Here is a 22,726-nt window from a genome sequence, read left to right on the forward strand (position 1 = left end):
AAGTTAGGATACGGACATGGCAAAACCGCCTATGCAATTTTATGACCTGTCTGGTGTGGAAAAGGCCGCCATGCTGCTTCTCTGTCTGGGGGAGCGCGCCACTTCCATGGTGTTCAAAGAACTCTCCGACGCCGAGGTGCGGGCGATCAGCCGCTGCATGGTGAGCATGGAACACGTGCCGGCTCCCCTGGCCCGAGAAGTGATCGGGGCCTACGAGAAAGCCCAGGTCGAATACGCCGGCATCTTCGTCAAGGGGGATGAGTTCGTCAAGAACGCCATTTCCGAGTCGGGCGATCCCAAGCGCATCGAGCAGCTCATGGAGCAGGTGGCCGCCGCCACCGAGAAACGTCCGCTGGAGACCATCGCTCTCATGCAGCCCCGGGTGGTGGCGAGCCTTTTGGCCAGCGAGCATCCGCAGACCATGGCCCTGATTCTGTCGACACAGAAGCCCGACCACACCAGCCGCATTCTGTCCTATCTCCCTGACGATGTGAAGTCGGACGTCATGTACCGCATCGCCAAGATCGAACAGGTCTCCCCCGATGTGATCAAGCACATCGAAGATGCCCTGCAGCGGGAAATCGGCGTCGTGTCCGACAAGGAACAGCAGGAACTGGGCGGCATCGATACGGTGGTCGATATCCTGGCCCGTATGGAGAAGGGGGCTGACCGCAATATCCTGACGCGCATCGACGAGGTCGATCCCGAAATGGCCGAAGCCATTCGCAAGAAGATGTTCACCTTCGACGACCTGGTCATGCTGGACAACCCCTCGCTGCAGAAGATTTTGCGCGAAGTCGACAACGATACCCTGACGCTGGCCCTCAAGGCCGCCACGCCGGAGGTCAAGGAGAAGATCTTCAGCAACATCTCCATCCGCGCGGCGGAGATGATCGAAGAGGAGCTCGAAGCCATGGGGCCGGTGCGGCTGTCCGAGGTGGAGTCGATGCAGCAGACCATCGTCAAGATCGCGCTGCGTCTGGAAGAAGAAGGCACACTGATTATCCCGGGTCGGGGCGGAGACGATGTCCTTGTCTAAGATCTTTCGTAGCACCGAAAATCGCACCTTTTCGCCTATCCTCTTTGCCGATTTCGACGACTGTAGTGACGCTGGAGTCGATGAGTCTGTCGTCGAGGTGGGGCCGTCTGCAGCCGTAACCGCGGCTCCGGTCCGTCCGGAGGTGCCTTCACCGCCCCCGGTCGATGTCGAAGCGATGGAAAAAGCCGCCTTCGAGAGAGGGCGTCAGGCTGGCCGGCAGGAAACTGAAGCCCTGCTCGGGCAAAGCGCCCAGGCTTTAGCCGAAGCGGCCTTGGAGATCAGCCAGCTGCGGGAGTCCCTCCATAAAAGCAGCGTCGAGGACATGCTGCGGCTGGTGATGGCCATCGCCGAGCGGGTGATTCATGTCGAAGTGGAAAAGCACAGCGAGATGATCGTCGACGTGATCGAAAGGGCCCTGAAGGCCGCCATCAAGGCCGATGAATACCACATCCGGGTCAATCCCCAGGATCTCGCAGTGGTCAAAGAGAAAAAGCCCCTCTTCATCGCCAGCATCAGCGGCCTCAAAAACATCATCTTTGAGGGCGATGCCGCCATCGCCCGCGGCGGTTGTCTGGTTGAGTCGACCCTCGGGCAGGTGGACGCCACCCTCGAAAGCCAACTGGCCCAGATCCGCCAGCATCTGGCCGAGCAGACAGGCGGTGAGTAATGAAAGAACTGGCCGCCTCCATAGAGCACCTTAATCTGCTCCAGGTGCGGGGCAAGGTCACCAAGATCGTCGGCCTGGTGGTGGAGGGCTATTGCCCCAACGCCTCTGTCGGCACGCTGTGTGAGCTGACTCCCCTCGATGGCGGCGACCCCGTGCCGGCCGAAGTGGTCGGTTTTCGCGAATCCCGTGCCCTGCTCATGCCCTTGGGTGAACTGCGCGGTCTGGGGCCGGGCAGCCTCATCCGCGTCTGTCAGAGTTGCGCCTCCATGGAGGTTGGCGAAGAACTGCTCGGCCGGGTGATCGATGCCATGGGCCAACCGATGGATGGCGGTCCTCCGCTTAATCTCAGCCGGCGCCTGCCCCTTTATGCCCTTCCGCCCGGTCCCATGCAGCGCAAGAAAATCAACCAGCCCCTCGACCTGGGGGTGCGCGCCATCAACGGCCTGCTCACCTGCGGCATCGGCCAGCGTATGGGCGTCATGGCCGGCTCCGGGGTGGGCAAGAGCGTGCTGCTGGGGACCATGGCCAAGCACGCCCGCGCCGATGTCAACGTCATTGCTCTGATCGGTGAGCGCGGCCGCGAGGTCATGGAGTTTATCGAGCGCGACCTGGGTCCGGAAGGCTTGGCCCGCTCCGTGGTCGTCGTCGCCACTTCCGACCAGTCGCCGCTGCTGCGCATGCGCGGGGCCTTCGTCGCCACCACCATCGCCGAATATTTCTGCGGTCAAGGTCAGGATGTTCTGATGATGATGGATTCGGTCACCCGATTTGCCATGGCCATGCGCGAGGTCGGTCTGGCCGTCGGCGAGCCGCCCACCACCAAGGGCTACACGCCCTCCGTCTTTGCCATGCTTCCCAAACTGCTCGAACGGGCGGGCAGCTTTGCCGGCTGCGGCAGTATCACCGCCCTCTATACGGTTTTGGTGGAAGGGGATGACATGAATGAGCCGGTGGCCGATGCCGTCCGTTCCATCCTCGACGGGCATATTGTCCTGTCCCGCGACCTGGCGGCCAAAAACCACTATCCGGCCATCGATGTCATGGTTTCCGCCAGTCGCGTCATGCGTGAAATTGTCGATCCCGAGCACGTCAAGCTGGCAGGGCAGCTGCGGGAGATTCTGGCGACCTACCGCGAGGCCGAGGATCTCATCAATATCGGCGCCTACGCCAACGGCAGCAATCCCAAGATCGATTATGCCCTGACCCGCATCGAGGCCGTCAACGACTTCCTCTGCCAGGGGATGGACGAGGCCGTGGATCTGGAATCCACTTTGGGCCAGCTCCGTCAGGTCGTGCTGGATCGTCGACAACAACTGCGGGAGTAACCACCCCCGCGAGGTGCCGTCATGAAGCCGTTCAAGCTCGAATCCGTCCTGAACTATCGCCGTATTCTCGAAAGCCAGGCCCAACAGCAACTGGCGGAAGCTTTTGACCGGGAGGCTGCCCTCATTACCGAAATCAATTGCGAGGAGGAGGAGCTGCGCCAGCTATACAGTGAGCGGGAACAGCGCCAGCAGGTGGGGATGTCGGTGCACGAGATGCAGTTGTACGAAACCCGTATCAGTCACCAGGTTCAGCAGTTGGCGGCCCTCGTCGATGCCCTGGACCTCTGCCGGGACGCCATTGCCGCCTGTCGGGAAAAACTGTGCGAGGCCAGCCGCGAAAAAAAGCTGATGGAAAAAGTCAAAGAAAAACATCTGCAGGAACAGCAGCAGGCCATGAACCGCCGGGAGGCCAAAGACCTTGACGAACTGGCCGTTCTTTATCATTCCAAGGATTAAGTCATGAAGAATCTCCGCCTATTACCCGTTCTATTCGCCTGTTTGACTGCCCCCCTGTTCCTCGAACCCTCTCTGCTCTGGGCCCAGACCGAATCTCTGGCCCTGCAGCCGATCCAGTCCGTTGAAGAGCGTCGGATCCTCCTCTCCCTGCAGGAAGAACGGACCCGTCTGGAGGAAAGGGATCGCCAGCTCGACCAGCGTGAAATGGAACTAAAGTCTTTGCAGGCGGAGGTCGATAAGAAGCTGGACGAGTTGAATGTTTTGCGTCAGCAGTTCGAACAGCTGCTGGCTGAACGGGAGAACCGCGAAGCTGAGCGTCTTGGGGAGTTGAGCCTGATGTACGAAAAAATGGATCCCGTCAAGGCCGCGGCCATCATCTCGACTCTTGATGAAGAACTGGCCATCGGCATTCTGGCCGGGATGCGCAAAAAATCGGCGGGCAAACTGCTCAACAACATGGAACGGAAGAAGGCGGCCAGCCTAAGCCGCCGTTTCAGCAGCATCGAACCGGAGTAATCGCCGGTTTTGCAGGGCCCCCTGTCCGCAGGGGAATGTCAAAAGGAAAGGAGGTGAATACGATGATGAACATGATGCCTATGGCAACAATGACCAGTCAGCCCATGCCAGGGCGGGTCAGCGGCAGCAAGGAACAGCCGGCCGGAGATTTTCTCCCTTTTCTGCAACAGGCGCAGGGGGAGGGGCTCGCCTGGAACGGCAACGACGCCTCCCAAGAGCTGTTGGCGGCGATGCTGGCTGCCGGACTGGGGATGGTTCCAACGCGCGGGTCGAGTGAAGCTCTTTTCCCAATGCCGCAGCAGGGGAACCTGCCCATCGGTGACGGCTCCATGCTGCCAGGTCAAAACGCTCTGGCCATGGACGGTTCGCAACTGCAGAATCCCCTTGTCTTTTCCCGTCAGGAACTGAAGGCGGCTGAGGGAGCCGGGCCGTTTCAGGGCAAGGGTGCAGACATGGCTGGGGCGGACCTGTCTAACCAGGAGGCCGACTTTGACCTGAAGATGCTCATGGCCAAAGCCGATGGCAAATCGACAGAGACAACCGGTGGCGAAGGAAGGGGGGCTGCCCCCCTGTCTGACAGCCGTTTCGCCGAAATCCTCGGCGTCAAACCCGTGGAGGTCAAACCTGAAACGGTGGTGCCGAACAAGGATGCCGCCGGAAGCTCGGCCCTGCGTCTGGCTCAAAACGGCCAGATCGAAGAAGCCGCCGCGGAACCGACACTGTCTTTGGATGCTACTGCCGACGAGTCTGGAGAAGTTTCGGAACTTTCTCTCGGCCACAAGTCGACCGCTGCTGGCGAGATCGACGGATTTACCCACAAGGGTCAGGACCCTCTGCTGGCCGACACCGGCCGCTCCCAGCAGGCTCCGGTTACGGGCTCTGAGAGCAAAGGACCCGAAGTCCGGCTGAACTCGGGCATGGTGATCAGCGAAAACCGCATCGTCGAGCAGACAATTGACAAATTCGCGGTGAACCAGGCCAAAGAAACCGGCAGCGTCACTCTGCGTCTGCACCCGGAAGAATTGGGGCAGGTCAAGGTGGAACTGGTGATGGACAAGGATAGTGTCCGTGCCCATCTGCATGCGCAGAGCCAGCAGGTTCAGGAAGTGCTCGAACGTCACCTGCCGCGTCTGCGCGATGCCCTCGAACAACAGGGCCTGAAGATCGACCAGCTGCAGGTCAGCGTCGATTCTCAGCATAACGGCAACCGGGGAGCATTTCAGCAGCACGAGCAGCAAAGTTTCGCCGGACACCAGAAAATGCCCGCTACCTTGGCGGGATATAAGGGGACACCGGCAGAAGCACCTTCAGCTCAACCCATGGCTCGACAGGGCTCGGGATTGAGTCTGAGAATCTGACAGAAAGGAGGCAAGTCAAAATAATGGCAGATATCAGCAGCATTAACAGTACAACCAGCACGTCTGGCTTTTCCAGCCTGACCGGCAACACTCTGGGCAAGGATGATTTTCTCAAGCTCCTGGTGGCCCAGTTGCAGAATCAGGATCCGCTCAACCCGCAGGACGCCACCGAGTTCACGGCCCAGATGGCCCAGTTCAGCTCCCTGGAACAGCTTATCGGTATCAACGAAGGGATTGGCGGCTTGTCGGCGGCTAGCGGCGAAGTGGAAAAACTCTCGGCCCTGACCCTTATTGGCAAGGACATCGTGGCCAATTCTGCGGGCTTCCAGCTCGGCGAAGGGGGCAGCCTCGATGGCCGCATCGGTTATCGTCTGACTGCCGCCGCCGCCGAAGTGAACGTGGCCGTGGTCAACGCCAACGGCCAGGCCGTAGCCACCATCCCCTCCCTCGGCACCACTGTCGGCGAGCATTTCGTCAGCTGGGACGGTCGTGACGCCAGCGGTCAATCGCTGCCCGCCGGCCAGTATTACCTCGCGGTCATGGCGACCGACGGCAATGGGGATACCCTGCAGACGACCCCCCTGGTGGCCGGAACGATCGCCGGGGTCGATTTTGACGCCAAGGGGAGCCGCCTTTACAGTGCCATAGGTGAGTTCCGCATGAGCGACGTGACCTCGGTGCGGGAGATCTAGTCATGAGCGACAAGGTCTTTCTCTATCCCCGACCGATTCTCCCCCCAACGACTCCGGCAACGCGGTCGCCGGAAAAAGCAGGTGGACATCTTAAAGGACCTTCTTTTGACCAGGTTCTGCAGCAACAACTGGAACCAAGCTCATCCCTGCGGTTTTCCAAACATGCGCTGAGTCGCATGGAAAGTCGAGGCATCCAGCTGAGTCCGGAAGCCATGAACCGTCTGGAAGAGGCGGTCAAAACAGTGGACGCCAAGGGCAGCCGCGATTCCCTGGTGCTGCTCGACCAGACGGCCATGGTGGTCAGCGTCAAGAACAGCACCGTAGTGACGGTGGTCGACAGGGACAGCCTCAAAGGCAACGTCTTTACCAACATTGACAGCGCGATTATCGCTTAACTGAACCGGTCCTCACCGAGGAGGTTCACGGAAAGCCAACCGACTGCGGCTTTCCCTCAAGGAGGATAAATCATGGGTATCTCAAGCTCTCTTTATGCCGGCATCAGCGGTCTCAACGCCAATGGCAACGCCATGAGCGTCATCGGCAACAATCTGGCCAACACCAATACGGTTGGTTTCAAATCGGGGCGCACGGTCTTCGCTGACATGCTCTCCAGTTCGATATCCGGCAGCGGCGGCACCTCCCAGGTCGGCCGCGGCGTCACCCTGTCGACGGTGGACAACATCTTCTCCCAGGGCACCTTCGAGACGACCGAGTCCAATACGGACCTGGCCCTGGAAGGCGAAGGCTTCTTCGTGGTCTCGGCGCCCGGTTCCGAGGAAAATCTCTACACCCGGGCCGGCGCTTTCGGCTTCGACAAACAGGGTTACCTGGTCAATCCCGAGGGCTACCGCGTACAGGGTTATCCCTATGACGTGGATGGCACCACCCTGCTTTCGACTCTGGAAGATATCCGGGTCGATGGCACCTCCACGGTACCGGCGCAGGCGACCACCGAAATGACCCTGAGCAACAACCTCGATTCCAATTCCACCATTATTGGGGCCTTTGACCTGACCGACCCCCAGGGAACATCCAACTATTCCAGTTCCATCCAAGCCTATGACACCCTGGGCAACAGCCATCTCCTGACCACGTATTTCACCAAAACGGCTGACAATAACTGGAGCTGGAATACCGTGGCCCTTTCCAGCGAGGTAACGGCACCTGCCACCACACCGCTGGTCTCCGTCGGGTCAGGGACCTTCACCTTCAACACAGATGGCACCTTGACGGCACCGGCTACCGGAACCTTGACCTTGCCGGCCTGGCTCGGCGGCTCTGCGGCTGGACTGCCCGTAGACATCAACTTCAATGCCACCCAGTACGCTCGCGATTCCTCCACGGTCGGCCAGGAACAGGACGGCTATGCGGCCGGTGACCTCGTCAAGGTGGCAATCGAGTCCTCCGGCGACGTGGTGGCGAGCTATACCAATGGCGAACGCATCTCCGTCGCTCGCATCGGCCTGGCCCGGTTCGCCAACATAGGCGGCCTGTTCAAGGAAGGGGGCAACCTCTACTCGGCGACGACCGCCTCGGGGCTGCCCAGCGACGCGGCGGCCAGCACCAAGATCTTCACCAACTCCCTGGAGCAGTCCAATGTCGACATGGGACTGGAATTCGTCAAGATGATCACCACCCAGCGCGGCTTTCAGGCAAATTCCAAGATCATCACCACGACGGATGAAATGCTGGCCGAACTGATCAATCTCAAACGATAGGCGAAAGGCGGCCGGTTTCGTGTCAAAATTATGACCAGAGGAGCAGCCACCCGGTGGCTGCTCCTTTTTTTTAAGGGCCTTTTTGCTGGTGTTTTGGGCCTTCAGCCGGTGACCGGCCTTTAAAGGTGCTGCTGGCATGTATTGTGCTATTGCAGGTGTCTGCAGGTTCTGTACGGAATTAACTTCAATCCTCTGAGGGTCAAGAGATGGATCTGTCAACCATTCTCGGAATAATGGCGGCCTTCGCCCTGATGATCTCAGCAATCATGATGGGCGGCTCCATCTTTCTGTTCATCAACATTCCGTCGGTCGTTATTGTGCTGGGTGGAACTATCGGTGCCACCCTGGTGCATTATCCCTTCAAAAATGTATTCCGGGCTTTTGCGGTTCTCAAAAAAGCCTTTTTTCACCAAAGCGAATCTCCCAACGAGATCATTTCACGCCTGATCACGCTGGCTACCAAAGCCCGCAAGGAAGGCATTTTGTCCCTGCAGATGGCCATGTACGACATCGAAGACGCCTTCTTTCTCAAGGGGCTGCAGATGGCTGTCGACGGACAGGAGCCCGAAACCCTCAAGGAGATGCTCGACCGGGAGATCGAATATATTCAGGAGCGTCACGAAGATGGGGCCGACATTTTTTTGGCTATGGGCACCTACGCCCCGGCCATGGGAATGATTGGCACCCTCATCGGCCTGGTGCAGATGCTGCAGACCATGGACGACCCATCCACCATCGGGCCGGCCATGGCCGTGGCCCTATTGACGACCTTTTACGGTGCCGTTATCGCCAACGTCATCTGCATCCCCGTGGCCGGCAAGCTCAAGAACCGTTCCCAGTCGGAGGTGCTGCTCAAAACCCTCATCGCCGAAGGAATGAAATCGATCCTGGTCGGTGAAAACCCCCGTATCATGGAGCAGAAACTGCACGCTTTCGTGGCCCCCCAGCTTCGAGAGAGCAACTTCAACAAAAAGTAACGATGGCTTGGCATTAAGGAAGGCAACGTGGCGAAGAAACCCAAAAAAAAGCAAGAAGGAGCCCCCGCCTGGATGGTCACCTACAGTGACCTGGTGACGCTGCTGCTGACCTTCTTCGTGCTGCTGTTGTCTATGGCCAGTATGGACCGCATCAAGTTCAGTGCGGCGTCAAACTCCCTGAAGGGGGCTTTCGGTATTATGGGGGGGAAGCAGCAGACGGAGATCGCCCCACCCGCCATCATCGATTTTTCGCCCATTGACGACGATATGTTCCAGCGGGTCTACAAGAGGATTCTGGAACAGCTCAACCGCTTGCGTCTGGACAAGACCATCACGCTGGTCAAGGACCGGGGTGCGATTGTCCTGCGGGTCAACGAGGCGATCCTCTTCGATGTCGGCCAGACAGAGGTCAAACCCGCGGCCTATCCGGTGCTGCGCAAAGTGGCGGACATGGTGCGTCCCTTGCCCATGCAGCTGCGTGTGGAAGGGCATACCGATGATGTTCCCGTTGCTTCCGGCCAGCGAACCAACTGGGACATTTCGGTGCAGCGGGCCGTGTCGGTTCTTAAATTTCTGCAGCAGGAAGATCTCTTCCCCCTCGATCGCATGGCTGCCGTGGGCTATGGTGAGCAGAAGCCTCTCGCCCCCAATGACTCGGACGAAAACCGCGCCCTGAATCGGCGTGTCGAATTTGTGTTGGAAAGCATGGGCAAGCATCAGGAAAAGCTGCCCTATCTTATTGACGCTAAAGATCAGATGCCTTTTTGAAACAGATAAGGGAGTAAGCGTATGGCCAAAAAAGACGCGGAACAGACAGAACAGCCCGAAGGGAAGAAAAGCAAACTGACCCTGATCCTGGCCATTGTGGGCGGAGTGATCCTGCTCGGCGGGGTTGGGGTCGGCGCCTATTTCCTGGGGGCCAATGGGCAGGAACAGACGCCTGCTGGCGAAGTCGCCGAATCGTCGGCGCCGGCCAAAAAAGCCCAGGCCGGGAAGGTCGGTCCCATGGTCGATATTTCGGGATTCATTATCAATATCCTCGATCGGGACGAGATCCGCTATCTCAAGGCCGCTATCACCCTGGAGGCGGACAGCGAAGCAGGCGCCCTGGAATTGCAGGAACGACAGGCCCAGGTGCGCGACGCGATCCTGTTGCTCATCGGCAACAAGACCTTCGACGAGTTGCGCGACCTGCAGGGCAAGATGCAGCTGCGCTCCGAGCTGATCACCCAGGTCAACACCCTGCTGCAGCAAGGGCAGGTCAAGAACATCTACTTTACCGACTTCGTCGTTCAGTAATGGCTGCCCGCCGGGCATAGCAGCAAGGGGTCCTTCGTGGAACGCATCCTGACCAAAGACGAAATAGCCGAACTCCTCTCGGCCGTGCGCGACGGGGATATCGATACCGAGCTCGACGCGGAGGAGTCGCCGCAGCAGAAGCGGGCCGTCAGCCGGGTCGACCTGATCGGCGCCGGGGGGGCGGGTCGCTACCGCATCAACAATTTCGACATTATCCTCGATGCCTTTACCCGCAACTACAGCCTGTCCCTCTCCAGTCGCCTGCAACGGTCGGTGACCATCAAACGGGGCAAGCTCGATTACCTGGAATTCGATCCCTTTATCCAGCAGCTCGGTGACCACAACGCCATCGGGGTCATCAAGCTTGACCCTCTCAAGAGCGCCGGCCTGTTCATATTTGATGGTTCCCTGTCCTTCTCCTTCCTGGAGGCCATGCTCGGTGGCTCCTCCGATGTCAAACCCGTCGCCCTGTCCCGCGCGCTGACCGCCATTGAGATGAATGTGCTGCGCGGATTGATGCTCGATGCCTGCGGCGACATGCAGAAAGCTTTCCGGCCCCTCGAAGAGTTGACGGCGACCCTGGTCAACATCGAAGCGAGTTCGCGCATGGTCAACATCGTGGCGCCTGATACGGATGTCATGGTCGCCGAATTCGACGTCACCGTCGACAAGACGCCCGGCAAAATCACCCTGATGATCCCCTTCTTTTCGCTGGAGCCTTTCCGCGAGAAGCTCAAGGACGGCATCCTCGCCATCACCTCCCTGCGGGGAGACGACTGGAAATCAACCCTGCAGAGCGACCTGGCCCGCCTGAAAACCAGTGTCACCGGCCAGTTCGCCGAGGTATCCCTGTCGGTTCGGGATATTCTGAATTTCCAGGTCGGCGATATTATCGATCTGGGCTGTGAACCGAACAGCCCCATCCGCCTGCTGGTGGAAAATAAACCCAAATTCGAGGGCATGGTCGGCGCGCGCAACGGCAAGAAAGCGGTTCGCGTCACCAGCCGGATTATCCCAGAGGGAGTGCACGATGGAAAAGACAGAGAATAAAGAGTCCAAGGTCGCGGCTGCCGAGACACAAGGGGAGAGCGTCGCACCGCAGAAAGAGCTGCGCAATCTCGACTTTCTGCTCGACGTCCCTTTGCAGCTTTCCGTTGAAGTGGGGCGGTCCAAGCTGCTCATCAAAGACCTGCTGCAGGTGCGGGAAGGCTCCGTCATCGAACTGGACAAGCTGGCGGGGGAGCCCCTGGACGTCTATGTCAATTCCCGCCTCATCGCCCGCGGCGAGGCGGTCATGGTCAATGACAAGTTCGGCCTGCGGCTCACCGACGTGGTCAGTCCCGCCGAGCGCATCGAGAAGCTGGGCTGAGTCCGTGATGATACGTCTTTTTTTTGCAGCCCTCTGCCTCTGGCCTTCTCTGGCTCTGGCCGCCGATTCGGGCAGCCTGCTGGCCTCTTCTCTGAAGATGCTGGCCGCGCTCGGTGTGGTTCTGGGGCTGGTGCTGCTGCTCTATGCGGCCAGCCGCAAGGGCTTCGGCTTTCTGCCGGCGGCCAAAGGGGGCGCCATCAAGATCGTGGAGATGCGACATCTGGCCCCGCGCAAGGCCGTCTGTCTGGTGGAGGTCCGTGGCCGGGAATTTCTGCTGAGCGTCGGCAACGACCGGGTAGAATTGCTGACCTCCCTGGGCCCGAAAGAGGCGCAGAAATCGTTTGACGAGAATCTGCGATCCGAGATCGAGAGCGGCCAATGAAGACGCGGTTTTTCTGGCTGTTGGCAATACTTCTTCTGCTGCCGGCTCTGGCTCAGGCCGCGCCGCTGCCGACGATCAGCTTCGGGATAACGGAAGCCGAAGGTCCCCAGCAGGTCTCCACCGCCATGCAGGTGCTGCTGCTGCTCACCGTTCTGTCCATGGCGCCGGCCATCCTGCTCATGACCACGGCTTTTACCCGCATCGTCATTGTCCTGTCCTTTGTGCGGCAGGCCATGGGGACGCAGGGAATGCCGCCCAACCAGATCATCATCGGCCTGGCGCTCTTTCTCACCCTCTTCATCATGGCGCCCGTCTACAACCAGGTCAACGATACGGCCCTGCAGCCCTATCTGGCCGAGACCATCAGCCAGGAGCAGGCTTTCGATCAGGCCCTGATTCCGGTGCGCGAATTCATGTTCGCCCACACGGACGAAAAAGACCTGGCCCTGCTCATGGAGATCGCCAAACAGCCGGCGCCGGAAAGCCGCGCCGATATTCCGACCCTCAGTCTGGTCCCCGCGTTCATGCTTTCCGAGCTCAAGCGGGCTTTCCAGATGGGGTTCATGATCTTCATCCCCTTTCTGGTCATCGACATGGTCGTGGCTTCGGTGCTCATGTCCATGGGGATGATGATGCTGCCGCCGATTATTATTTCACTTCCATTCAAGCTGCTTCTCTTCGTTCTGGTCGATGGCTGGGCCCTGGTGGTTGGCTCGCTGGTGCAGAGTTTCTATTGACGGAAAGTAGGGGCCTCGGGCGGCAGGACTTAACGTCTCCCACCTTGATGTCTCTGGTCCTCGGGATATGCCATGACTCCGGAATTTGTTGTTGACATAGGACGCCAGGCGGTAGAGACAGTTCTGCTGATGGCTGCCCCCATGCTGCTGGCCGCTTTGATAATCGGCCTGATTATCAGTATTTTCCAGGCCGCCACCCAGATCAACGAGCAGACCATGACCTTCATTCCCAAGATCGTGGCGGTGTTGGTGACCCTGCTTATTTTCGCCCCCTGGATGATCAAAATCATGCTCGCCTTCACCCTGGGCATCTTTGAAGGTCTGGCCACTGTCGGAACCTGAGGCCTGCTGTGGAACTGCCGCTTATTCCCGTCGAACAATTTCAGAGCTTCCTCGTCTGCCTGGCCCGGGTCGGCGCCCTGATCGGGGCCCTGCCCGTCTTCAGTGGCGGTCAGACCCCCATGCAGTTGCGCGTCGGCCTGGCGGTGACGGTTTCGCTCCTGGTCTACCCGGTGGTGGCGCCCTATATCCCGGCCCAGTCCTTCCATCCCGTCAGTCTGGCGGTGCTGGTGACGGGGGAGACCCTGTTCGGCGTCCTCGTGGCCATTATCGCCCGCCTCATCTTCACGGCCGCGGAGTTTGGCGGCACCATCATTGGTTTTCAGATGGGATTCGCCGCCGCCAACGTCTTCGACCCGCAGAACCAGCGGCAGATCGCTCTTATCTCCCAGTTGCAGAATGTCTTCGCCATCCTGGTCTTTCTGGCGCTTGACATTCACCACCTCTTTTTGCGGGCCATCGTCGCCTCTTATGAGCTGCTGCCGCCGGGTGGGGTCGATTTTTCCGGCGAGGCCGTCCCTTATCTGATGACCCTGGTTTCGGGGATGTTCGTGCTGGCGGTCAAGTTCAGCGCGCCCATCCTGGCCGTGCTGCTGCTGTCCAGCTTCGTGCTGGGCATACTCTCCCGCGTCTTTCCCCAACTCAATGTGTTCATGCTGTCCTTCCCGATCAATATCGGCCTGTCTCTGATCGTGATGGGATTGACCCTCAACGTGCTGGTTACCATGCTCGGGCGCGAATTCAATGCGCTCAGCGACCGTTTCATGCAGCTCTTTGAGCTGCTTTAAGGACGACCATGGCTGACGACAGCGGACAGGAAAAAACCGAACAGGCGTCAGAAAAACGGCGCCGGGAATTTCGCGAAAAAGGGCAGGTGGCTCAGAGCCGGGAAGTGCAGACGGCGGCTTTGCTGACCACGTCGCTGCTGCTCTGGTTCTTTTACGCGCCCTTTTTCTGGGCGCAGCTCTCCAGGCTGGTGGCGACGTTCTGGCGCACCGCCGGCGAATTCGAAATGACGCCCCTGTCCATAGTCAATTTAATGACAGCCACTTTCGGCAAAATGGCCCTGATGCTGGCGCCTCCCCTGATTCTGGTCCTGGTGGCGGGGTTTCTGGCCAGTTTTCTGCAGATCGGCTGGCTCTTCACCGGCAAACCCCTGGTGCCGGACCTCAAAAAGCTCGACCCGGTCGAAGGGGCCAAAAAGTTCGTTTCCAAACGCTCTCTGGTCGAGCTGGTCAAATCTTTGGCCAAAGTCCTCTTGGTCGGCGTTATCGCCTTTCGCGCCGTCAGCGCCGAGTTCGAGCAGGCACTCTACCTGATCGACATGGACGTCAGTGAGACCGTGCGCTACGTAGGCCGGGTCGGGGCGGTCGTGCTGCTCAAGAGCAGCGGCGTCCTTATTTTGTTGGCCGTGCTCGATTTTTTGTTCGTGCGCTGGGAAATGGAACAGAAAATGAAGATGTCCAAGCAGGAACAGAAAGAGGAGTACAAGGAAACGGAAGGCGACCCCTACATCAAGTCGCGCATTCGCTCCATTCAGCAGCAGGTCGCCCGCAAACGCATGATGGCCGAAGTGCCCAAGGCCGATGTCATCATCACCAACCCGACCCACCTCTCCATTGCCCTGGCTTACCGGCGCGGGGAAATGGAGGCGCCACAAGTGGTGGCCAAGGGCGCCGATCATCTGGCCATGCGCATCCGTGACCTCGCCCGCGAGCACAACGTCCCCATGGTGGAGAACGTGCCGGTCGCCCGGGCGCTGTACAAGGTGGAGATTGGTCGGGAGATCCCCGAAGAGATGTTCAAGGCCGTGGCCGAAATCCTGGCCTATGTCTATAACGTAAAGAGGAATAAGGGATGATAAACGTAAGCACGCTTCGCTCGCTGAACTACAAAGAGATGCTGCTGCGCAGTGACATCATGGTCGCCGTGGGACTGGTGGCCATTCTGCTGGTGATGATTATCCCGCTGCCGCCCATCCTGCTTGATATTTTTCTTTCCCTCAATATCACCCTGGCCCTGCTGATCATGATCATCAGTCTTTATACGTCCCGGGCTTTGGATTTCGGCATCTTTCCTTCAGTGCTGCTGGCCACAACCCTCTTTCGTCTCTCCCTCAATGTCGCTTCCACCCGGCTGATTCTGCTCAACGGCGACCAGGGGCCGACGGCGGCCGGTTCGGTGATCGCCTCCTTCGGCCAGTTCGTGGTCGGCGGCAACTACGTGGTCGGTATCGTGGTCTTCTCCATCCTGGTGGTCATCAACTTCATGGTTATCACCAAGGGGGCCGGGCGCGTGGCCGAGGTCGCCGCCCGCTTCACCCTCGACGCCATGCCCGGCAAGCAGATGGCCATCGACGCCGACCTTAATGCCGGCCTGGTCGACGAACAGGAGGCCCGCACCCGCCGCAAGGATATCGCCATGGAGGCCGAGTTCTACGGGGCCATGGACGGTGCCAGCAAGTTCGTGCGCGGCGACGCCATCGCCGGCATCCTCATCACCCTGATCAACATCGGCGCCGGTTTTATTATCGGCGTCATGCAGAAGGGCATGCCGATGCTGGAGGCGGCCCAGAACTACACCATCCTCACCGTCGGTGACGGCCTGGTGGGGCAGGTGCCGGCCCTGATCATCTCCACCGCCGCCGGCATCCTGGTGACCCGCACCGCTGGCGACGGCGACTTCGGGTCGGATATCAAGAAGCAGTTTTCCCTGCACCCGCGGGCCATCTGGGTGGTTTCCGGCGTGCTGCTCGGTTTCGCTCTCATCCCGGGCCTGCCTTTTCTGCCCTTCATGCTCCTCTCCATTGCCCTGGCCTTTCTGGCCTACGGCATTGACAAAAAAGTCAAGGAGGCCGAACGGGCCGCCCGCCTGCCGGTGGAGCCGGAAGCGCGTCCGGAGGAGAAGGAGGACTACGAGGAGATGCTGGCGGTGGACCTGCTCGAGTTGGAGGTGGGGTACGGTCTGATTCCTTTCGTCGACGCGGCCCAGGATGGCGAACTGCTGGCCCGCATCCGCTCCACGCGCAAGCAGTTCGCGGTGAGCATGGGCTTCATCGTGCCGCCGGTGCATATCAAGGACAATCTGCAGCTCAAGCCCAACGAATACCGTATCCTCCTCAAGGGGGTTTCCATCGCCGGCGGCGAGATGCTGCCCGGCCACTATCTCGCCATGAATCCGGGGCTGGCCACGGAGAATCTCAAAGGAGTGCAGACGGTGGAACCCGCCTTCAACCTGCCGGCCACCTGGATTTCCGAAGACAAGAAGGAGAGGGCGCAGATGGCCGGTTATACGGTGGTCGACTGTACCACCGTCATTGCCACCCATATCAGCGAGATCATAAAAAGACATGCCCATGAGCTGCTTGGCCGTCAAGAGGTACAGAACTTGCTAGATAACCTCGGCAAGAGCTATCCGAAGCTGGTTGAGGAACTGGTTCCCAACCTGATCAGCCTGGGGGGCGTCATGCGTATCTTGCAGAATTTATTGCGCGAACAGGTTTCCATAAGAGATCTGCGCACCATCCTGGAGACGGTGGCCGACTGGGCGCCTTCCACTCAGGATGTCGATATGCTGACGGAGCAGGTACGGCAGGCCCTGGGACGGCAGATCAGCGCCCGTTATGCCCAGGACGACAATGTGCTGCCGCTGCTCACCCTCGATCGCAGCGTCGAGGAGACGCTGCAGCGGGCGGTGCAGCAGACGGACCAGGGCGCGTTTCTCAATATCGATCCGCGCACGGCCCAGTCCATCCTCGAAGGCTTGAGCGAGAACCTGGGGCGGTTCAGCGGGGCGAGTGAGCCGGTGCTGCTGTGCCCGCCAACAATCCGACCGCATGTCAAAAGGTTGACCGAACGTTATCTGCCGTCGCTGGCGGTCATCTCTCACAACGAGGTGGCCCCCAATCTCAAAGTCAGATCCATCGGAACGGTGAAATTGAATGCAAGTTAAAGTCTTTCAATCGGAAAACATGGCGACCGCCCTGAGGATGGTCAAGGAAACTCTGGGGCCCGATGCCCTCATCCTTTCCACCCGCACCGTGCGCAAAGGCGGCGGCTTTTTCGGTAAGCCGCTGCTGGAGGTAACGGCCGCCGTCGAACCGGAGACCGCCAAGCCGGCCCTGAATAAGCCCGTGGCTGCGGCCAGGCCGGCGCGGACCTACGCCAGCGTCGCCGACGATATCCGTTATGAAGATATCTGGGCCGGTCGCCGGACTTCGCCGGTGATGGAGGAGCCGCCCGCGCGCCGCCCCCAGCCTGCCAGCGTTCCAGTCGACACCTTGCGCGGCGAAATCGACGAACTGCGCTCACTGGTCCAGGGCTTTGTCCGGGAGATGGCCGAGCGCAAGCCCGAGCCTGCTCCGCCGGCGCCGCGTTGGGCCGAACCCGCCCTCCCGGCGCGCAAAGGGCAGGATGCCTGGCTGGCGCCGGTCATGGCTGAGCTCAGTGCCCGCGGCCTCGAAGATGAGGTGGCCGAGACCATCGCCCGTTATGCCGGCGAGAAGCTGACGCCGCAGCAGGTGTACAGCCCCGGCGTGCTGGACAGCTTCTTTCACGACGCCCTCACTGATCTAGTGCAGGTCAGTGGCCCGGTCTTCCGCCCTGGCGAGGCCCGTCGACTGGCCCTGGTTGGTCCCACCGGGGTCGGCAAAACGACGACCATTGCCAAACTGGCGGCCGATTATCTCCTGCAGGGCGGGCAGAGCGTCGCCCTGGTGACCATCGACACCTACCGTATCGCCGCCGTGGAGCAGCTCAAGGTCTACGGCGAAATCATGAATGTTCCCGTCGAGGTGGTTGTCCGGCCCGAACAGATGGAGCAGGTTTTCGCCCGCCACCGGGACAAAGACCTCATTCTCATCGACACTGCCGGCCGCAGCCCCAAAGACGATGTCAGCCTGCGCGAACTCGGGGAATTTCTGCACCCCGATTATGCCATCGAGAATCATCTGGTCCTTTCCGCCACCACCCGCGAACGGGATCTGGGCGAGGTCATCCGTCGTTTTCAGGGTCTTGGCCTTAAAAGTCTGATGTTCACCAAGCTGGATGAGTGCGAAAGTCTGGGCGCCCTGATCAATGTGCCGGTACGTCACAACTTTCCCATTTCCTATCTGGGCAACGGTCAGCGGGTTCCTGAAGATCTTCTGCTGGCCGAGGCGCGCCGGGTAGCCGGTCTCATTCTGGGAAAAGAGTAAGGATTTGCCAATGATGGAAACTGTACAGAAATATGTGGACCAGGCTGGAACCCTGCGCTCCCTCTCCGGCCGACTGGCCGGACAGGACAAGGTGGCGGTGGCCGGAACGAAGACGACCCGCGTCATTTCCGTCACCAGCGGCAAAGGGGGGGTCGGCAAGACCGCCGTCGTTTCCAACATGGCTGTGGCGCTGGCCCGTCTGGGGAAAAAGGTGCTGATTATCGATGCCGACCTCGGCCTGGCCAACGTCGACGTCGTCTTCGGCCTGGCGCCGCGCTACAACCTGAACCATTTCTTTGCCGGCGAACAGAGCCTGCAGGATATCATGGTCGAGGGACCGGCCGGCATTCACATTCTGCCCGCCGGCTCGGGGGTTCAGAAATTCACCCGTCTCGATTCCTCGCAGAAGATGCGCTTCATGGATGATCTGGACAACCTGCACGGCGAATTCGATATCGTCCTCATCGATACCGAAGCCGGCATTTCCGAGAACGTCACCTATTTCAACGTGGCCGCCCAGGACATTCTGGTGGTGACGACGCCGGAGCCGACGGCAATCACCGACGCCTACGCGCTGATGAAGCTGCTCTCCATCCAGTATCACGAAAAACGCTTCAACCTCATTGTCAACTCGGTGCGCAACAATGACGAGGCCCTCGACGTCTACCGCAAGCTCACCATGGTCTCGGGGCGCTATCTCGACATTTCCATCGATTTTCTCGGCGGCATTCCCTTCGATCGCCGCATGCACGAGGCCGTGCGTCGGCAGCGGGTCATGGTCGAGCTCTTTCCCACCACCAAGGTAAGCGCCGCCTTTGAATCCCTGGCCGGCCAGCTCACCTCCGGTTCGCGCGAAGCTCAGGCCAAGGGGTCCCTGCAGTTTTTCTGGAAAAAACTCATGTCTTTCGGCAGCGGAGGCTAGGCATGAACAAAGCGTTTGGATATGGCCAGGCAGAGGGCGACGAGCGCTCCCGGCTGATCCAGTCGCATCTGCCGACGGTCAGCCTGGTGGTCGATCGCATGATGTGCCAGGTGCCATCCTTTCTGACCCGCGACGACGTCACCAGCGCCGCCATGATGGGACTGCTCGACGCGGCCAATCGTTTTGACCCTTCGCGGGGCATCCTCTTCAAAACCTTTGCCGAACACCGCATTCGCGGCGCCATCTTTGATGAAGTCCGCAAGATGGACTGGTTCTCCCGCTCCTTGCGCGATAAGCAGTCGCGGGTGGCCGAAGCGATGAACGCGCTGGAGCATCAGCTCGGCCGCAGTCCCGAGGAGGAAGAAGTCGCGCAGGCCATGGGGATCGCCCTGGCCGAATACCGGGACACCCTCGGTCAAATCGGTCATCTCGGCTGTGTCAGTCTGCACGAAACGCTGGATGATTCGGACGAAGGCCGCAGCTTCCTCGACAGTCTCGAAGACACCGACAGCAAGAACCCCGAAGAGCGGCTGGCCGAGCACCAGCTGACCCATGAACTGGCCGCGCACCTGGAAAAACTCACGGAAAAAGAGCGGCTGGTCATCTCCCTTTATTATTATGAAGAACTGAGTCAGAAGGAGATTGCCGAGGTGCTCGAGCTCTCCGAAGGGCGGGTTTCCCAGCTGCACAGCCAGGCCCTGCTCAAGCTCAAAGTCAAGATGCAGAAACGTCAGCCATAGGTCATGTCCATGTCTCTGCAGGAAATCGCCCTCATTGCCGCTTCCGCCCTCTGGCTGCTCACCTGTGTGGTTCTGCTTCTGCTCCTGGTGCGGCTGCGGCGCCTGGATGGGCAGAACGGCGCCCTGCGGCAACAGCTGGACGAGGCTCTCGCCCGCCTGGAGCAGCTGGAGAGTCAAACGACCGCGAATGGCACCCCGATCGACGCCCGGCCCGACAAAGAGCAACTGCGCGCCCAGCTCAAAGCCCGCCTTGACCTGTCCGCCGCCGGCAGCAGCCTGCCGGAAAAATACCGCTATCTCGCCTCCATGGCCGGGCACGGCATGAAGGCCGAAGATATCGCCGACGTGCTCGACATTTCGCCCCGTGAGGCCGAGCAGCTGGTACGGCTGGCCCAGGTAGGGAGACGAAACAGTAACGCCTAAAGATTCGGCCTCTTCCTGTCGAAGAGTAAGGGGACAGTCAAGAGAGAGGACAGGTTGCCATGAGTTCAGGAATATACAGCGCCATGTCGGGCGCGATGGCCCGGATGAATCGGATGGATACCATCAGCGACAATATGAGTAACAGCCGTACTGCCGGCTTCAAGGGCGGCGAGAGCGCCTTTGAAGGCATTCTGGAGCGAACGATAACCGGTGTCGAAACCCGCGGCATCAACCTGACGGAAGTTCGCCAAGGCTTCACGAATTTTGGTCAGGGAGCGCTTACCCCCACCGGCATCGGCACCCACCTGGCCATCGAGGGCGAGGGTTTCTTCCGGGTGCGCGGGGTCGATGGTGAAGACTTCTATACGCGCCAGGGCAATTTTAATCTCAACAGCCTGGGCCAGCTGGTCAACGGCGCCGGTATGAACGTGCTGGACGACGCGGGCCAGCCCATCGTGCTGCCCAGCCCCGACGTGGAAATCGACGAGCACGGACGCGTCAATGTGGGGGAGGGCGACTTTCGGCAGGTGGCCATTGTGACGTTTGCTGACCCAACGGCTCTGGAGCGCCGGGGTGACGGTCTCTTCGCTCCTAACGGCAACGCCCTTGAGCCGCAACCGGTGGCCGCGCCTGTGGTTCATCAAGGCAAGATTGAAGAATCCAATGTCAACATGATGGCGGAGATGGTGCGCATGGTTGAAGCCAACCGCGCCTTTGAGGCCTGCCAGCGCATGATGAGAACCTTTGACGACCTTTCCAGCAAGGCCAATGAAATCGGCCTGCTGGGTTAAGACGCCTAACAGCGAGGAGATAAAATTATGATCAGGGCATTGTGGACAGCATCGAGCGGCATGGAAGCCCAGCAGGTGAACATGGACGTGATCGCGCACAATCTGGCGAACGTCAACAGCGTGGGCTTCAAGAAGAGCCGGGCCGACTTCCAGGACGTCCTCTACCAGACGACCCGCATGGCGGGAACGACCACCGCTGACGGCGGCGAGATTCCCACCGGCATCCAGATCGGACTCGGCTCCAAAGTGGCCGCCGTCCAGAAGATCTTCACCGTCGGCGATATGCAGAGCACGGGCAATGAGCTCGATCTGGCTATCGAGGGGACCGGCTTCTTTCAGGTGATTCTCCCCGATGGCGAAACCGCCTACACCCGCGACGGTTCTTTCAAAAAAGACAGCGTCGGCCGTATCGTGACCTCCGAAGGTTATCCGCTCTTTCCTGAAATCGTCGTCCCCGAAAATGCCACCCGCATCGCCGTGGGTGAGGGGGGCGATGTGGAAGTCTTCCTCGATGGCGAAAACGCTCCGGCCCAGGTCGGCGTCATCGAACTGGTGCGCTTCAGCAATCCCGCCGGCCTCTCCAGTCTGGGTCGCAACCTCTACGCCGAAACCCTCAGCTCCGGGGTGCCGGTCGCTGGCGTGGCTGGCACCGAAGGCCTCGGGCTGATCAGCCAGGGTTTTCTGGAAGGTTCCAACGTCAGTGTCATGGAAGAGATGGTCAACATGATTGCCGGTCAGCGCGCCTACGAGGTGAACTCCAAGGCTATACGCACCGCCGACGAGATGCTGCAGATGACCAACGGATTGATCCGTTAGGCGGGATGATCATGACGCGTCTTTGGCTCATGCTGACGCTGCTCCTGCTCTGCGGGCAGGCAACGGCTGCGCTGGCCCTGGAGATTCGCTTTCGTCCCCAGGCCCAGGCTCAAGGGGAAATTCTGCTGCTGGGCGAGGTGGCGCAGATTCTTCCCGAGACGCCCGAGAATCGCCTGCTGGGGGACTTGACTCTGTTTCGCGCCCCAGCCCCCGGCGAAGAGGAGCTGCACCAGGCCGCCGATATCCGGGCCTATGTCCAGCGCACGAACCCCGATCTGGCGGAGGCTGCCTGGGGCGGCGCCGAGGAAGTTCGGGTCATCCGTGCCGGCATCACCGTGGACCAGGCCCAAATCAACCGGATTCTGCAGGACTACCTCAAAGCCCAGCAGGACAACCTGGCGGCGACCACTACCTCGCTGGAAATCGTCGGCCGCATCGCCCCCTTCGTGTTGCCGCAAGGCAAACTTCAGGTTGACGTCATCCCCTCCGACCCCGCCATCGTCAACAGCAACCGGTTTACCCTGATCTTTCGCATCGACAGCCGCGTAGTCAAAAACCTCTCCGTGCGTGTCCAGATGCAGGCCATGGCCCAACTGGTCGTGGCGACGACCGAGCTTCGCCGGGGGCAGATTATCGGTCAAGGCGACCTGCAGCTGGTCGAAGCCGAAATGGCTCGACTGCGCGAACCCTGCCAGGACCTGGATGAGCTGATCGGCAAAAAGGTGCGGCGTACCATTCGCGCCGGCGAGCCCATCGAATGTTACAGCATTGAATTTCCCCCCATGGTTCAGCGCGGCGAACTCGTGACCATCGTGGCCGCCAAGGGCTCCCTGACCATCAGTGCGCGAGGGCTGGCCCGCGAAGACGGCAAAAAGGGGGATGTCATCAAGGTTCGCAACACCAGCTCGCAGAAAGATGTTCACTGCCGGGTCATTGCCCCCGGCGTGGTCGAAGTGGAGTTCTGAT

General features: G+C 60.0%; 27 protein-coding genes. All 27 read left to right on the forward strand.

The genetic code is table 11. The features are described from left to right. Positions 1–16: 16 nt before the first annotated feature. Entirely contained in the window at positions 17–1,039 is a 1,023-nt protein-coding gene (gene fliG, locus MJO47_RS14885) for a flagellar motor switch protein FliG (RefSeq protein WP_253961950.1), read from the forward strand. Next, entirely contained in the window at positions 1,032–1,706 is a 675-nt protein-coding gene (locus MJO47_RS14890) for a FliH/SctL family protein (RefSeq protein WP_253961951.1), read from the forward strand. Before fliG ends, MJO47_RS14890 begins: the two co-directional genes overlap by 8 nt. Next, positions 1,706–3,031, forward strand: coding sequence for a FliI/YscN family ATPase (locus MJO47_RS14895; protein WP_253961952.1), 1,326 nt, complete (start codon positions 1,706–1,708; stop codon positions 3,029–3,031). The genes MJO47_RS14890 and MJO47_RS14895 overlap by 1 nt, the downstream gene beginning before the upstream one ends. A 21-nt stretch (positions 3,032–3,052) precedes the next feature. Beyond that, complete coding sequence (fliJ, locus tag MJO47_RS14900; protein WP_253961953.1) at positions 3,053–3,487, forward strand: flagellar export protein FliJ; 435 nt, start codon at positions 3,053–3,055, stop codon at positions 3,485–3,487. A 3-nt stretch (positions 3,488–3,490) separates the two neighbouring features. Beyond that, positions 3,491–4,003, forward strand: a complete 513-nt coding sequence (locus MJO47_RS14905; RefSeq protein ID WP_253961954.1) for a MotE family protein — start codon at positions 3,491–3,493, stop codon at positions 4,001–4,003. Positions 4,004–4,065: 62 nt separating this feature from the next. Continuing rightward, on the forward strand, positions 4,066–5,361 hold the full coding sequence (locus MJO47_RS14910; protein WP_253961955.1) for a flagellar hook-length control protein FliK: 1,296 nt from the start codon (positions 4,066–4,068) through the stop codon (positions 5,359–5,361). Positions 5,362–5,384: 23 nt separating this feature from the next. Continuing rightward, a complete protein-coding gene (locus MJO47_RS14915) occupies positions 5,385–6,053 on the forward strand; it encodes a flagellar hook assembly protein FlgD (RefSeq protein ID WP_253961956.1) in 669 nt (222 codons plus the stop codon). 2 nt (positions 6,054–6,055) lie between these two features. Then, a complete protein-coding gene (locus MJO47_RS14920) occupies positions 6,056–6,448 on the forward strand; it encodes a TIGR02530 family flagellar biosynthesis protein (protein WP_253961957.1) in 393 nt (130 codons plus the stop codon). 72 nt (positions 6,449–6,520) lie between these two features. Continuing rightward, a complete protein-coding gene (locus MJO47_RS14925) occupies positions 6,521–7,771 on the forward strand; it encodes a flagellar hook protein FlgE (RefSeq protein WP_253961958.1) in 1,251 nt (416 codons plus the stop codon). A 206-nt stretch (positions 7,772–7,977) separates the two neighbouring features. Continuing rightward, positions 7,978–8,748, forward strand: coding sequence for a motility protein A (locus tag MJO47_RS14930; protein WP_253961959.1), 771 nt, complete (start codon positions 7,978–7,980; stop codon positions 8,746–8,748). Positions 8,749–8,775: 27 nt separating this feature from the next. Further along, the gene (locus MJO47_RS14935; protein ID WP_253961960.1) at positions 8,776–9,516 is read left to right on the forward strand and encodes a flagellar motor protein MotB; all 741 of its coding nucleotides are present in this window, start codon (positions 8,776–8,778) and stop codon (positions 9,514–9,516) included. 21 nt (positions 9,517–9,537) lie between these two features. Further along, on the forward strand, positions 9,538–10,047 hold the full coding sequence (gene fliL, locus MJO47_RS14940; protein WP_253961961.1) for a flagellar basal body-associated protein FliL: 510 nt from the start codon (positions 9,538–9,540) through the stop codon (positions 10,045–10,047). 36 nt (positions 10,048–10,083) lie between these two features. Further along, positions 10,084–11,097, forward strand: a complete 1,014-nt coding sequence (gene fliM / locus MJO47_RS14945; RefSeq protein WP_253961962.1) for a flagellar motor switch protein FliM — start codon at positions 10,084–10,086, stop codon at positions 11,095–11,097. Then, positions 11,078–11,416, forward strand: a complete 339-nt coding sequence (gene fliN, locus MJO47_RS14950) for a flagellar motor switch protein FliN (RefSeq protein ID WP_253961963.1) — start codon at positions 11,078–11,080, stop codon at positions 11,414–11,416. The genes fliM and fliN overlap by 20 nt, the downstream gene beginning before the upstream one ends. Before the next feature lie 7 nt (positions 11,417–11,423). Continuing rightward, a complete protein-coding gene (locus tag MJO47_RS14955; protein WP_253961964.1) occupies positions 11,424–11,798 on the forward strand; it encodes a flagellar biosynthetic protein FliO in 375 nt (124 codons plus the stop codon). After that, positions 11,795–12,535 (forward strand): flagellar type III secretion system pore protein FliP, encoded by a 741-nt coding sequence (gene fliP / locus MJO47_RS14960; protein ID WP_253961965.1) that lies wholly within the window; start codon positions 11,795–11,797, stop codon positions 12,533–12,535. The genes MJO47_RS14955 and fliP overlap by 4 nt, the downstream gene beginning before the upstream one ends. Positions 12,536–12,607: 72 nt before the next feature. Then, entirely contained in the window at positions 12,608–12,877 is a 270-nt protein-coding gene (fliQ, locus tag MJO47_RS14965) for a flagellar biosynthesis protein FliQ (protein ID WP_253961966.1), read from the forward strand. 8 nt (positions 12,878–12,885) lie between these two features. Continuing rightward, positions 12,886–13,662: a flagellar biosynthetic protein FliR gene (gene fliR / locus MJO47_RS14970; protein WP_253961967.1), complete on the forward strand. Its 777-nt coding sequence runs from the start codon at positions 12,886–12,888 to the stop codon at positions 13,660–13,662. 8 nt (positions 13,663–13,670) lie between these two features. Further along, a complete protein-coding gene (flhB, locus tag MJO47_RS14975; protein ID WP_253961968.1) occupies positions 13,671–14,735 on the forward strand; it encodes a flagellar biosynthesis protein FlhB in 1,065 nt (354 codons plus the stop codon). Further along, entirely contained in the window at positions 14,732–16,825 is a 2,094-nt protein-coding gene (gene flhA / locus MJO47_RS14980; protein WP_253961969.1) for a flagellar biosynthesis protein FlhA, read from the forward strand. Before flhB ends, flhA begins: the two co-directional genes overlap by 4 nt. Then, the gene (gene flhF / locus MJO47_RS14985) at positions 16,815–18,068 is read left to right on the forward strand and encodes a flagellar biosynthesis protein FlhF (protein ID WP_253961970.1); all 1,254 of its coding nucleotides are present in this window, start codon (positions 16,815–16,817) and stop codon (positions 18,066–18,068) included. Before flhA ends, flhF begins: the two co-directional genes overlap by 11 nt. 10 nt (positions 18,069–18,078) lie before the next feature. Beyond that, positions 18,079–18,990: a MinD/ParA family protein gene (locus MJO47_RS14990; protein WP_253961971.1), complete on the forward strand. Its 912-nt coding sequence runs from the start codon at positions 18,079–18,081 to the stop codon at positions 18,988–18,990. A 2-nt stretch (positions 18,991–18,992) separates the two neighbouring features. Continuing rightward, the gene (locus MJO47_RS14995) at positions 18,993–19,730 is read left to right on the forward strand and encodes a FliA/WhiG family RNA polymerase sigma factor (RefSeq protein ID WP_253961972.1); all 738 of its coding nucleotides are present in this window, start codon (positions 18,993–18,995) and stop codon (positions 19,728–19,730) included. A 9-nt stretch (positions 19,731–19,739) separates the two neighbouring features. After that, the gene (locus MJO47_RS15000) at positions 19,740–20,153 is read left to right on the forward strand and encodes a hypothetical protein (RefSeq protein WP_253961973.1); all 414 of its coding nucleotides are present in this window, start codon (positions 19,740–19,742) and stop codon (positions 20,151–20,153) included. A 59-nt stretch (positions 20,154–20,212) separates the two neighbouring features. Continuing rightward, positions 20,213–20,944: a flagellar basal-body rod protein FlgF gene (gene flgF, locus MJO47_RS15005; protein WP_253961974.1), complete on the forward strand. Its 732-nt coding sequence runs from the start codon at positions 20,213–20,215 to the stop codon at positions 20,942–20,944. 27 nt (positions 20,945–20,971) lie between these two features. Continuing rightward, positions 20,972–21,760 carry a flagellar basal-body rod protein FlgG gene (gene flgG, locus MJO47_RS15010; protein WP_253961975.1) on the forward strand — a complete coding sequence of 263 codons (789 nt, stop codon included), beginning with the start codon at positions 20,972–20,974 and terminating at the stop codon, positions 21,758–21,760. Positions 21,761–21,771: 11 nt separating this feature from the next. Then, positions 21,772–22,725, forward strand: a complete 954-nt coding sequence (gene flgA / locus MJO47_RS15015; protein WP_253961976.1) for a flagellar basal body P-ring formation chaperone FlgA — start codon at positions 21,772–21,774, stop codon at positions 22,723–22,725. The last annotated feature ends 1 nt before the right edge of the window (position 22,726 follow it).

It is taken from the genome of Desulfuromonas sp. KJ2020 (genome assembly GCF_024197615.1).
In the GTDB taxonomy this organism is placed as follows: Bacteria; Desulfobacterota; Desulfuromonadia; order Desulfuromonadales; family SZUA-540; genus SZUA-540.